The sequence below is a fragment of the Pseudomonas hormoni genome (assembly GCF_018502625.1).
GTDB lineage: Bacteria > Pseudomonadota > Gammaproteobacteria > Pseudomonadales > Pseudomonadaceae > Aquipseudomonas > Aquipseudomonas hormoni.
This window is the reverse complement of record NZ_CP075566.1, coordinates 4,515,364-4,527,149: the sequence shown is the minus strand read 5'-3', so window position 1 is coordinate 4,527,149 and position 11,786 is coordinate 4,515,364. Positions and strand designations below refer to the sequence as shown.

11 protein-coding genes are annotated in these 11,786 nt (G+C 57.1%); 8 read left to right on the top strand and 3 right to left on the bottom strand.

What is annotated here, in order from left to right; all coding sequences use genetic code 11:
* Window positions 1-119: 119 nt before the first annotated feature.
* Complete coding sequence (locus KJF94_RS21045; RefSeq protein ID WP_214378475.1) at window positions 120-1,502, bottom strand: carbohydrate porin; 1,383 nt, start codon at window positions 1,500-1,502, stop codon at window positions 120-122.
* 283 nt (window positions 1,503-1,785) lie between these two features.
* Between KJF94_RS21045 and KJF94_RS21040 the strand changes: the two genes are divergently transcribed.
* Together KJF94_RS21040 and KJF94_RS21035 are read left to right on the top strand one after the other, a co-directional pair.
* Entirely contained in the window at window positions 1,786-2,016 is a 231-nt protein-coding gene (locus KJF94_RS21040; protein ID WP_007903672.1) for a VF530 family protein, read from the top strand.
* A 2-nt stretch (window positions 2,017-2,018) separates the two neighbouring features.
* Entirely contained in the window at window positions 2,019-2,672 is a 654-nt protein-coding gene (locus tag KJF94_RS21035; protein WP_214378473.1) for a Pr6Pr family membrane protein, read from the top strand.
* A gap of 206 nt (window positions 2,673-2,878) precedes the next feature.
* On the opposite strand, the gene KJF94_RS21030 is transcribed toward KJF94_RS21035, so the two are convergent.
* Both KJF94_RS21030 and KJF94_RS21025 read right to left on the bottom strand, forming a co-directional pair.
* The gene (locus KJF94_RS21030) at window positions 2,879-3,661 is read right to left on the bottom strand and encodes a siderophore-interacting protein (protein WP_214378471.1); all 783 of its coding nucleotides are present in this window, start codon (window positions 3,659-3,661) and stop codon (window positions 2,879-2,881) included.
* The gene (locus KJF94_RS21025) at window positions 3,658-4,233 is read right to left on the bottom strand and encodes a PadR family transcriptional regulator (protein ID WP_214378469.1); all 576 of its coding nucleotides are present in this window, start codon (window positions 4,231-4,233) and stop codon (window positions 3,658-3,660) included. The genes KJF94_RS21030 and KJF94_RS21025 overlap by 4 nt, the downstream gene beginning before the upstream one ends.
* 487 nt (window positions 4,234-4,720) lie before the next feature.
* Here KJF94_RS21025 and KJF94_RS21020 point away from each other — a divergent pair, with 487 nt between their 5' ends.
* The 6 genes from KJF94_RS21020 to KJF94_RS20995 all read left to right on the top strand — a co-directional run bounded on the left by KJF94_RS21020 (window position 4,721) and on the right by KJF94_RS20995 (window position 11,755).
* A complete protein-coding gene (locus tag KJF94_RS21020; protein ID WP_214378467.1) occupies window positions 4,721-5,203 on the top strand; it encodes a CS1 type fimbrial major subunit in 483 nt (160 codons plus the stop codon).
* A gap of 109 nt (window positions 5,204-5,312) precedes the next feature.
* On the top strand, window positions 5,313-7,835 hold the full coding sequence (locus KJF94_RS21015; RefSeq protein ID WP_214378465.1) for a TcfC E-set like domain-containing protein: 2,523 nt from the start codon (window positions 5,313-5,315) through the stop codon (window positions 7,833-7,835).
* Between the two features lie 60 nt (window positions 7,836-7,895).
* Entirely contained in the window at window positions 7,896-9,173 is a 1,278-nt protein-coding gene (locus KJF94_RS21010) for a hypothetical protein (protein WP_250548187.1), read from the top strand.
* A 43-nt stretch (window positions 9,174-9,216) separates the two neighbouring features.
* Entirely contained in the window at window positions 9,217-9,957 is a 741-nt protein-coding gene (locus KJF94_RS21005) for a molecular chaperone (protein ID WP_214378463.1), read from the top strand.
* A 45-nt stretch (window positions 9,958-10,002) separates the two neighbouring features.
* On the top strand, window positions 10,003-10,488 hold the full coding sequence (locus KJF94_RS21000) for a CS1 type fimbrial major subunit (protein ID WP_214378461.1): 486 nt from the start codon (window positions 10,003-10,005) through the stop codon (window positions 10,486-10,488).
* Between the two features lie 43 nt (window positions 10,489-10,531).
* Entirely contained in the window at window positions 10,532-11,755 is a 1,224-nt protein-coding gene (locus KJF94_RS20995) for a hypothetical protein (protein WP_214378459.1), read from the top strand.
* Window positions 11,756-11,786: the final 31 nt, after the last annotated feature.

Sequence of the window (11,786 nt, the reverse complement as noted above, 5' to 3'; positions counted from 1 at the left end):
TGCGATCCCTGTAGGAGCGAGGCTTGCCCGCGAAGAGGCCATCACATACAACATTGATGTTGGCTGACACGCCGCCTTCGCGGGCAAGCCTCGCTCCTACAAGGGTTTAGCGGTGTTGGTTAGAAGGAGGACTGGACCTTGATCCCGCCAATCAGCGCGTCATCGACCTTGTCCACGCCACCGGGGTGGCGGATGTATTGCAGGTTCGGGCGCACGGTCAGCCAGTTGGTGACGTGCACGCCGTAATAGAGTTCGGCGCTGTATTCGGTGTCTTGCGGCGGCAGGAACGACGGGTCGTCGAAGTCGTAGACCGCGCGGGCCTGGTTGCTCGCCTCGGCGTTCTTGCGGTACGCCGGATTGACATGAACCCGGGCCATGGCGAAACCGATGTCGTCCTTGGCGCGTGCATCGAACAAGCCTTTGTAGACGACGCCTGCCTGCACATAGTTGTCGATGGCGTTGGTCTTCTTGTCGTGCATCGTGCCGTTGGCAAACACGCTCAAACCGCGCGAATGGTCGCTGGCGCGGCTGGTGAGTTGCTGCTGCACACCCAACCACACGCCGTGCTTGCTCGACGCGCTGCGATAAGCCTCGCCACTCAGCGCGGCGGGTTGGCCATTGCTGTCTTTGTAGGCATCCGTGGCATTGGCGTTGCTGTAGTAATAACCAGCGCGGTATTCACCCGGCAGGCCATTGAGCTTTGGCGTCCAGACCAGTTCTACCGGCAGGATCGCGCCCTGGGTGCCGCTGCCACTGAGCTTGAAACCGTTGTCGCGATCGAGGTTCGACGGGTTCTGTTCATACACGCCGACTTGCGCGTACAGCTCTGGCGTCAGGTGGTATTTGACCCGCATCGCCCACTGGCTGACCGGCCAGTTGTACCAGATGCCGCCGACCCAGTTGCCGACCTGGGAGCCGCAGAACGCCAGGTTCTGGAAGTCGCAGGGGAAGCTGTTGAAGTCTTCGCCTTCGCCGAATCGACCGACCTTGATGTCGAGCTTCTGATCGAAGAATTTTTGCTGATACCACATCTGCGTCAGGCGCCAGGTTTGCCCGCGACCCCAGACTTCCTGAGCCGAGGTAAAACCGCCGACTCGCGGGTCGTTGATCCGGTCATTGCTGATGTTGTTGCCGTTGCGCTCGGTGATGGTCAGCTGAAATTCAGCGTCGTCCCAGCCCAGAATCTTCTGCAAGTCCAGACGAGCGCCGAGGCCGAACTGATCGCTGTAGCGTGCGGTGCGATCGTGGTCGTAGCCGCCGTGCAGATTGCTGCCCATTTCGCCGGTGTAATCGACTTTGAAGTCGTAGCCTTTTTCTGAAAGTTCGGTGCGAGTGCCGTTCCAGTCGCCGAGCATCCAGGGTGATTCGCTATCGAAGGCCGGTGCAGCTTGAGCGCAGGTGGCGAGACCCATTGCGGTGAATCCGCCGATCAGGTTCAAGGCTTTTCGGCTGGCAACAGAAGGGCAGACAGCGCTGTCTCGCGAAGATTGAAAATAAGGCATAGAGAAGAAATTCTGGGTCTTTTTCTGAGGAATGAACGGATGCAGCAGAGGAGAAGCAGGTAGCGGAAGCGTTTCAGCTCGGCGGGCGCAAGGATAATGTTCTGTTACAAATAGAGAAAGACCTTTTACCGACATGGATCATTTCGGATTCGGTAACAGTGTCGCGCGGCGATCTGTCGCGCTTCACCTACATTTAACAGATAGCGCACAGAGCGCTTCCACCCGACCACACCCTCGGCTAAGGTGCGCGACTTCCCATCCTTACATCGCTCGAAGGCCCGGCATGACCGAACAGAACAACAACCCGCTGCACGGCGTGACGCTGGAACAGATCCTCAACGCCCTGGTTGAGCATTACGAATGGTCGGGGCTGGCCGAGCGTATCGACATTCGCTGTTTCAAGAGTGACCCGAGCATCAAGTCGAGCCTGACGTTCCTGCGCAAAACCCCGTGGGCGCGGGAGAAGGTTGAACGCCTGTATGTGAAGTTGATGCGCACCAAGCGTCCGCTCTGAACATGGTCAACCTGTCGACGCCAGGTTCTGCCGCGAGGCGTCGTTTTGTTGCGGTGGCCGCAGTGCTGGGCTGGGCGGGGCTGGCCATTCAGCTGTACCTGATTCTTTACTCGCGCTGGAGTCTTGAGGCCAGCCTGCTGGGTGGGCTGGTCAGCTTTTTCAGCTACTTCACCGTGCTGACCAATACGCTGGTGGCGACCGTGCTGACCTGCGAATGGACGTCCCGCGAGTCGGCGGCGCGACGCTGGTTTTTGCAGCCGTGGGTGAGCAGCGCGATTGCGGTGAGCATCGCCGTGGTCGGGCTGGTTTACAGCGTGTTACTGCGTCATCTATGGCATCCCGAAGGCTGGCAATGGCTGGCCGATGAGTTGATGCATGACGTCATGCCACTGCTGTTCCTGGCCTGGTGGTTCTGCTGTGTGCCGAAGGGCACGTTGCGTCTTTGGCACATCGCACTGTGGGTGATTTACCCGCTGGTGTACTTCGCCTATGCATTGTTGCGCGGGCATCTGCTGGCGGCTTATCCGTATCCGTTCATTGATGTCGAGAAGCTGGGTTATCCACAGGTGCTGATTAATGCGTGTGGGCTGTTGGTGGGGTTTTTGGTGATTTCCGTGTTGGTGATCGGGCTGGATCGTTGGCGTGCTCGAAAGTGAACGCGGAGGGTGATGCTTTTGTGGCGAGGGAGCTTGCTCCCGCTGCGCTGCGAAGCGGCGCTAAAACCTGCAACCGATTTCTGTCAGGAATAATGCGTTGGCTGATTTACGACTGCTTCGCCCGGGCGCGGATCGGCCGGCGGGAGCAAGCTCCCTCGCCACAGATTATTTGCAGCCACAAATAATTTGCAGGCACAGAGTCGCGATCACTCCTCGTCGCTGCCATCCAGCCGCCAATAGCCCACGGCTTTGACGAACTGATCGTCAAGCCCATGCTCATCCAGCAACACTCGACGAATCTGCCGCGACACCTTGGTCTCCGTCGCCACCCACGCGTACAAATTGCCGCCGGGGATCTGCAACTGTTTCACAGAGTTCAGCAAGTTGTTACGGTCGCCCTCGCGCAACACCCAGATTACGTTGACTTGCGCGGCGCTTTCCAAACGCTGCTGCTCGGCACCGTTCTCCACTTCGACGATCACCAACGCACGCCGATTGGCTGCCAGACCCTCAAGGCGCCTGGCAATCGCGGGCAGGGCGGTTTCGTCGCCGATCAGCAAATAGCTGTCGAAGATATCCGGCACGATCATCGACCCGCGGGGCCCGCCAATGTGCAGGAACTGTCCCGGTCTGGCCTGTTCGGCCCAGGTCGAGGCCGGGCCGTCGCCATGCAACACGAAGTCGATGTCCAGCTCCAGTGTGTCGAGGTCATAGCGGCGTGGGGTGTAGTCGCGCATCGCCGGCATCGGTCCGTTGTCTTTGCCGGCGCCAAGTACCAGGGTTTCCAACGCGGCTTGTTCTGCCGCGTTCTGCGGGAACAACAGTTTGACGTGGTCGTCGGTGCCGAGGCTGACGAAGCCTGTCAGTTCAGGCCCGCCCAGGGTAATCCGACGCATGCGCGGGGTCAGGTCGACCACGCGCAGTACTTCCAGGCGACGGCGTTTGATTTCATGCATGACACGGTGAATGGTTTGGATCACTTCAGTCATTCGGCTTTCTCCGATGCGGTGGGTACGGCGGGGCCGTCGACGATGGCTTTGGCGGCGTTATTGAGCAACGCGGCAACCCGCAGGATTTCTTCGGGGCTCCAGCGACCGTGGTGCAGTTGCAACGCATGACGCAGGTTATGCACCGCTTCGTGGATCTCTGCCGGCCGGTCATGGCCACGCAACGAGCGTTTGCTGACATCGATGCGCATGCGCACGCCGTCCAGGGCAATCGCTTGCTCGCTTAAAGACAAACGTCCGGCATCGGTCACTGTGTAGCGTTTCTTTCCACCTTCGGCATCGCCCTGGATCATTTCGCTTTCTTCCAGAAAGGTCAGGGTCGGGTAAATCACACCGGGGCTGGGGCTGTAGGCACCGTCGAACATGCCTTCGATCTGGCGGATCAGGTCGTAGCCGTGACAGGGCTGTTCGGCGATCAGTGCCAGCAGCAGTAATTTCAGGTCGCCGGGGGCGAATACCCGCGGGCCGCGTCCACCGCGCTCGCGGCCGGGACGTTTCTCGAAGCCATCGCGGCCGTCGCCGTGTTCGCGGTGGGGGGAATGATGGTCTCTCATTTTTGCTTTCTCTTCGTCGTATTTAGATACAACTTAAGATATATCTTAATACGGGCGCAAGCTCGCCCGATCAACGGTCAACCCGCGTGCCGTGCTGACCCGGCGCTCGCTGGGAAGGGGGCGGTGCTTTAGAGTAATTGAACTAATTATCGTGTTTTAATGTTTATCATCAGGCATTTATTAGTTACAAGTAGTAGGCGTCTTACAGAAATGTTAGTTGTTATGATCTGTGTGTTTTTTTTGATCAATACTGTATGTAGTTTATTTCTGAAGGCTGAACAATCGAACGGGTGTAATCATGACTTTTTTCGTCATCATTGCAGACTGTTAAAACTACAAGTGCTGCGGAATCTTCCTACTTACTTTGTTGGGAAAATACTTGATCATGCTGTCGCGTTGAAGGGTTGAGTCAAAGCGCCATTATCTAGATGGCTGGCTCATTAAAACTTTTCACGTTCCAATCCTATTGAAAAGACAGGTACTTAACATGTTCAAGAAGTTTGCTATCGTCGTTCCGATGACCGTCCTGGCTCTGAGCTCTTCCATGGCTTTCGCTGCTGACCCGATTAACCAGGTCATTAACATCAAGGCGACTGTCCCGGCGGCAGAGTTCAATGTTACGCCGCTGACTCCGGGCTTCGGTCGTGACGAAACCATGGGTTGGCTGCCTAGCAACAGGCTGAGCGATATCACTGAAACCTTCACCTTGAAAAACACGGCAGCCAACGGCTCCATCAATGCCTTGATTGATGGCGAGGCAAAGCTGTTCAATGGTCGCGACGACATCGCGTTGACAGTGACCCTCGGTGGAGTCGTGCTGAACGACACCACCCAGGAAGTTGCCGGGGCTATCGAATCTGTACCAGGTGTGCAGAAGCCGATGGTGATCAAGGCCGCTATCCCTAGCGACACTCAATCCGGTGAATACCGAGGCAGCTTTGCCGTGGTATTTGAACCCGTTGTCATTTGATTGACCGCCCTTTTGAATAAGGATTTCTTTATTCATTAGTTTTGGCCCACCGGTCATCAACGGATGACCGGTGGATGTCAACTTCCTAAGTAACTCGAGTATCAAGATCATGTTCCCGATGACTCCCATCGCGGCGGCGCTTGCACTTTTTTTATGTGCCGGTGCCTTTGCTGCGCCCACTAACAACGCCAATACGCCACGCACTCTGTTGGCTCAGGCCAAAGGGTTGCCGGCGGAATTCGAAGAGCACTTCTTCGATGTGCCATTGGCGGTTCGGGTGGAGCGTGATCAACAGTTTCTGGGTGAGGCGATGATCGTTTTGACGAAGGATGATCGCGTCACGTTGCTGGACTTCACCGATACCGGCGACAGCCCTGTCTCCGCCAGTGAGCGCGAGGTCTGGGCTACTTATTTGAAACAAGGCGTTGTCTTGGGCGCCTGCCAGGGCAGTTGCCCCGAGCAGATGCTGGCGGTGCATTACAACCTGCAGAATTCGCTGGTATCGATCGCCACCGAAAATGCCGAGCGCGATACCGAGGCCCGGCGCTATTACGAGTTGCCGCAAGACGGCAGCACCGGCCTGATCGTGCGCAATCAATTGAACCTCAACGGTGGCCAGGATCAGGACCTGGGCGGGCGCTATGGCCTGGAGGCCAGCAGCAGTCTGGGCAACTGGACCCAGCGTGCGAACCTGCAATTGGCCCGTCTGGGCGGTCCGGATGACAAGCTCTATCACGCGGTTCATGAGCTTTACGGTCAGCGAGAGCTGCAGGGCAGTTTTCTGCGTCTGGGCTATTTCACCCCCAACTCCGAAGGTTTGAGCCGTCAGTTGCGCTCGTTTGGCGCCAACCCCGACACGGCGGTGGGCCTGATGTACGGCAGCTCCGACAGCCTGGCCATCAACAGCCCCAAGCCCAGCGTTTACCCGATCTACGTCACCGCCAACCGCCAGGCTTCGGTGGAGATCTTTCGCAATGGCGTGCTGATCAACACCCAGGCCGTCGCTGCCGGCCTGCAAACCCTCGATACCCGGACGCTGCCGGGGGGCATCTACGAAGTCGAAGTGCGGCTGATCGAAGATGGCCAGATCACGGCGACCACCCAGGAGCTGGTGTACAAGCCCAGCAACTGGCGCAACCCCGATGAGCGCTGGCGCTACAACCTGTTTGCCGGGCAAGAAAGCAAGTTGCTGAGCAACTGGGATGAGCAGTCTTACGGCGACATGACCGCCGGGGCGGCCATCAACTACCTGCTGCATCCGCGCGTGATCGTGGGGCTGTCGGGGCGACAGGTGCAGGACAAACAGCAATACGGTTCGTCGATCGACTGGACCCTGGCCAACAACACCAGCCTGTACGGCAATGTTTATCGAACCCAGGACCACGGCACCGGGATGGATCTGCAAGCCAATTACAGCTATGGATCCGGCAGCCTGTTCGCCACGCACAACCGCAGCTGGCTCGACACCACCAACACCTATGAGACCCTGCCGGATGGTACCCGGGTGCGTCAGCGCAACGTCTTTATCGGCCAGACCAGCAGCTCTTCACTGGCGATCAACCATCGACTCAACAGCAAGAATTCGCTTAACGGGCGGGTGTCCTACACCGAGGGCAACACCGAAGGTGCCGCGCTCGATCTGGGCTGGTCGCAACGAACCATGCTGTTTGGCAGTGACGCCAACTGGCGCTTCTCGGTGTTCGACCGCCCGGGCAGTTTCAGCAGTGGCGACAAACGCAATCGCGGGGTCGACCTGAGTGTCAGCCTGGCGCTCGGCGGGCCGGGTGAACAATGGATGGGCAGTATCGGCACCCGCACGGCCAGAGAAGGCGGGCGCGACAACAACGGCTCGCTGACTTACCGCAAGACCCTTGAGGACCATGTGCTGCAAAGCGTCTCGGTGACAGCCCTGGCCGACACCTATGGCGTCGGGTTGTCCGGCCAGAGCAGCTTTCAAGCCGACGCCTTCAATGGCGATGCCTTCCTCCAGCGCTCTTCCTACAACGGCAACTACACCGGTGGCTTGAACCTCGACAGTACCGTGGCCGTGGGTGGCCAGCACATGGTCATGACCAGCCAGCAACACGCCGGTGGCGCCGGAATGATCATCGATGTGGAAACCGACCTCGACGAGATTGCACTGCGCGCCGACGATCTCAGTGGCGGCAGCGCGACCTTGCGTCCGGGTCGCAACTACGTGCCGCTGACGGCTTACAAAAACAGTTCGGTCAGCTTCGACTTCGAAGGCAATCACGTACCGTCGGCGAGTATCCAGCCGCCCCGTACCCGCTATCACTTGAACAAGGGTGGAGTGGACTACCGCAAGATCACAGTGAGCAAAACCCTGACCGTCCTCGGTCGCCTGCTCGACCCACAAGGCAAGCCGCTCAAGGGCCACCACGTCATCAACCACGCCAGCCGTGGCGTGACGGAAGTGGACGGATTCTTCTCCATGGAAATGAACGCCGGTTCACCAACGCTTGAAGTGCGCCGGGGCGATCAGTTGCTGTGTCAGTTCCGTCTCGATACCGCCAATGCGCGCAGTGAAAACAATGTGCTGATGATCGGGGATTTGCGTTGCAGCCCGGACACGCTGGCAGACACGCTTAATAAAGCTGAGACGGCGGGTTAATCAAATGTTGTTTGATGCTCTTAGGTTGCGCACCGGCTGTTCTAATTTGGATGAAATAAGATGAACATCTTAAGCACCATGAAAAACATGATGGGTCGCTGTTTGCTGGGCGGAGTATTGATTAGCGCCTCTTTAATGGCGGGAGCCGCTACGGTTGAAATTACTGCTGAATTTAAGCCTGATCCCACCAATCCGATGGTCAACAAATTTACTAATACCTCACCTCCAGATGGGTATTGCGCGGGTGAGCCCGCTGCCTGTAAAGCGGCGAACATCTTCAGTCTCAATATTCCCAGCGGATTCCCGCAGACCCGTGGTGGGCCCATTAAGGCTAATCACCCTGATCAACGTCAAGGCGCTTATTTTCAAGTCCCTTCTGACTGGCGATCTATTACTGTCGTACCCGATGACGCTGGCGGTAATCCTGAAACACTTGAAATCCGAATCGCCGGCATTGGCGGTCGGCACGATCTGGGTGCCAGTGTGCACGATATAACAGGAGGGGATGTATACGGTCATTGGAACTTGTGGAGTTCTGGCCATTGGGGGTTAACGGCTCCTGCCCCTTGTCGAAGTGCCGGTACGAAAGTAAGTGGCGGCGCCCATTTCATTAACTACATGTGGCTTGTACCCGAGGGCGCAGGCGTTTGTGCCCCGCAAGCGAAATTTGATATTCCGGATTTTCACCTTCGATTTATCCAGTTTGCTTATGAACTCCGAACACCTAATCCTCTTAAAATGAGGACAGGAAGATATACAGGACAAATTACTTATTCGATGGGGCCGAGGGGAGACTTCGATTTCGGCGATCACGTCCGCCCTAATGATAATAGTCTGACTCTTAACTTTGTTCTTGATGTTATGCATGAACTAAAAGTTGAAGTCCCTCCCGGTGGCAATCGCATTGAGCTGCTTCCACAGGGCGGCTGGCAAGCCTGGCTGAACAAGGGCCGTAAACCTGAGAGGTTATTCCGTGATCAGACATTCAATATCTCGGCCAGCTCACGCTTCAAGATGAGTATGGAATGTCAATTCAAAGCCTTTGATATCAATAGCTGCGCGGTAGCTGATTCTGAGGGACAGATTATTGCTGGCTTGAACGTCAGCGTCAGCCTGCCGCGAGGTTTAAGCGACGCGAGTGGCCGCCCTGTCGAACGCCGCCCATTGTTGCTGGATGGCAGCGGTACTGAATTATTCCAGCCGACTTTTTATGTGGAGCGCAAACCGGGAACGTTGCACTTCGAAATCCCTGCCAATGAAGTTGCAGAGATGATTAGTCCAGGGCGACCAGGACAATATTCCGGAAATGTAACGGTTATTTGGGACTCAGAAGTTTAGTGGGACACACGTTGCTGTCAGTCATTCAAAGAGGTTAAGGACAATGAAACACCTTTTGGCACTGTTTGGTTTTTGTCTTTTCACGCAGACGGTTCACGCCGGACCGCAAATCAACGTCGGCGTGGTTTACGACTATCTGGACGCCGACAAAAGTACCTATTTGAAACGGGTCTTCAACGGCGGCGACGCCACGGCCTTCGTCAAGGTCAACATCCTGGAAATCATCTACGAAGCCGATGGCACCTCGCGAGAAATTCCCCTCACGACTCAGGCGGATATCACGGCCCGCGACGGACTGATGGCCAGTCCGGCGCGGCTGATCGTCCCGGCCAATGGCATGCAGGGTTCCCGTCTGGTGTTCATGGGCGAGCGCGAGAAAGAGCGTTATTTCCGGGTGCGTTTCGTGCCTGTGGTGCCGGAAAAAGAAGACGAGTTCGCCGTGTCCGCAGAGGAACGCGATGAGTACAAAAAAGGCTTGTCTGCCGGGGTCAACGTGCTGGCCGGGTATGGCACGGTGTTTTTTGTACGGCCCGCCGAGACACGCTTCGACAGCGCAATCAACGACGGCCCCGGTCAGTACCGCATCCGCAATCAAGGCAACTCCGTGGTGGTGATCGATGAGTTCAGGGACTGCTCGGTGAAGAACGAAAACGACTGCCAACCCACCACCAAACATCACATCTTGCCGGGCCGCACCTTTGAGTTCGACAAACAGAGCGGTCGTGAATACCGCTTCACGATGATCGAGGGCAAGGCCACGAAAGTAGTGGAGCTCAAGGGCTGAAACTCGCTGCACAAGCGCCCTTATTGACTGTGTCAGGTGACGACAATGTTCAAGGCAACACTCGCAACTCTATCGCTGGCGCTGCTACCGCTCAGCGGCGCGGTGCAGGCGATCACCGAGCGTGAAACGTTCGAAGTGTCGGTCAGCATTCCCACCGCGGAGTTTTACGTGATCCCGTCGGAACCCGGCTGGATTCATCAGGAGCAGTCGCTGATCTTCAACCCGGTGTCGGGCCGGTTGGCCCCGTTGCGCAAAAACTTCGATGTGAAAAATACCAACGGTGGGATTTCCGCCCGGCTCAGTGTCGAGCCGTATCTGAGCAACGGCCGGGACAGCGACAACATTCCCTTGATCGTGACCTTCAACAGAAAGCGGCTCAGCGTGGATGCCGATGAAGTGGTGTCCGAACTGGATGGCCGGGGCGGCAAGCGCGTGGGTCTGGAAGTGGCCGCGGTCGAAGCGCCGGAGGGTTATCAACCGGGTAGTTACTACGGCAGCGTGCACATGATTTTCGAAGCGCTGGCGCCATGATCATTTCAACGGCAAGGCGATTCGGCCGTTCAGAGATACAACCATGCAATTGAAAACAAGATCTGCAATAAACCGTATGGTGGCTTTTGGTGCAGGGTTGTTGCTGTGGCTTGGCGCGCAAGCCGTCAGCGCCGCCACGCAGGAGATAACAGCGGTTTTCCGGCCGGACCCCTTCAATCCAAGCGTCAACAAATTCACAAATACGACCCCGCAAAGTGGGGTTTGTCCATGGCATATGCCGGCACGGTGCGAGGCCCTTGGCATTTTCAGTATCCGTGCCACGGGGCCAACATTCCATTCTACTGGTCCGATGGCCGCGGGGGAGTTGGACGAGCGCAAGAGGGTGATGTTCAAGGTTCCGTCCGATTGGCGCCGTTTTGAGGTGATATCCGAAAGGGGAGACCGACAAGCCGTTGAAATGCGCATAGCGGGCGTCGGCAACCGCTTTGATATTCCCAACCCACCTGGAACCTATGCATGGGGAGGTATCTGGGGCGGCGCGCCGGCTCCTTGCCAGGCTTCGGGCATGTACGCGGCAGGCCCGACAATCAGACTCTGGTTTTGGCTCGTGCCGGAAGGGGCGGGTGCTTGCGGTATGGCGTCTCTGGTCGATATCCCGCAACTTGATTACGTCAATTTCGAATACAGCTATGAACTGAGAACGCCCAATCCATTGAGAATGCAGACAGGTCAATATTCAGGCTTTATTACTTTTACGGTGGGGCCGAACAAGGATTTCGATTTTGGCGACATCATGATTCCCAATGACGAAACCTTGACCTTTAACTTCTCTCTGGACGTGCAACACACCCTCAAGGTCGAAGTGCCTCCCGGTGGCAACCATGTGGAACTGGTACCCCAGGGCGGCTGGCAGGCCTGGCTGAACAACAATCGCCAGCCGGCACGCCTGTTTCGCGATCAGACCTTCAACATCTCGGCCTCTTCACGTTTCAAAATGAAGCTGGAGTGCGGACAGGAAATGGGCGACACCTGCAGTCTGCGCAATGCAGACAACCATCAGGTGCCGATGCAGATCAGCGTGAGCCTGCCCAGCGGTCTGACCCGCGCAGACGGTTCACCCGTCAACCGCCAGCCGTTATTGCTGAGTGGTTCAGGCACCGAGTTGTTTCAACCGGGGCACTACGTCGATCGCAAACCAGGCACCTTGCACTTCGAGGTGGGCCGGGACGATACGAAGGAGATGCTCAAGTATGGCGGCACTCAATTTTCCGGCACCGCCACGGTGATCTGGGATTCGGAAGCCTGACGAAAGCGCCCTGAAGGTGGAAAACATGTCC

Coding starts and splice junctions, on each gene's coding strand:
- KJF94_RS21035 (WP_214378473.1), top strand. CDS start 2,019: ATGGTCAACCTGTCGACGCCAGGTTCTGCCGCGAGGCGTCGTTTTGTT.
- KJF94_RS21030 (WP_214378471.1), bottom strand. CDS start 3,661: ATGACTGAAGTGATCCAAACCATTCACCGTGTCATGCATGAAATCAAA.
- KJF94_RS21025 (WP_214378469.1), bottom strand. CDS start 4,233: ATGAGAGACCATCATTCCCCCCACCGCGAACACGGCGACGGCCGCGAT.
- KJF94_RS21000 (WP_214378461.1), top strand. CDS start 10,003: ATGTTCAAGGCAACACTCGCAACTCTATCGCTGGCGCTGCTACCGCTC.
- KJF94_RS20995 (WP_214378459.1), top strand. CDS start 10,532: ATGCAATTGAAAACAAGATCTGCAATAAACCGTATGGTGGCTTTTGGT.
- KJF94_RS21010 (WP_250548187.1), top strand. CDS start 7,896: ATGAACATCTTAAGCACCATGAAAAACATGATGGGTCGCTGTTTGCTG.
- KJF94_RS21015 (WP_214378465.1), top strand. CDS start 5,313: ATGTTCCCGATGACTCCCATCGCGGCGGCGCTTGCACTTTTTTTATGT.
- KJF94_RS21045 (WP_214378475.1), bottom strand. CDS start 1,502: ATGCCTTATTTTCAATCTTCGCGAGACAGCGCTGTCTGCCCTTCTGTT.
- KJF94_RS21040 (WP_007903672.1), top strand. CDS start 1,786: ATGACCGAACAGAACAACAACCCGCTGCACGGCGTGACGCTGGAACAG.
- KJF94_RS21005 (WP_214378463.1), top strand. CDS start 9,217: ATGAAACACCTTTTGGCACTGTTTGGTTTTTGTCTTTTCACGCAGACG.
- KJF94_RS21020 (WP_214378467.1), top strand. CDS start 4,721: ATGTTCAAGAAGTTTGCTATCGTCGTTCCGATGACCGTCCTGGCTCTG.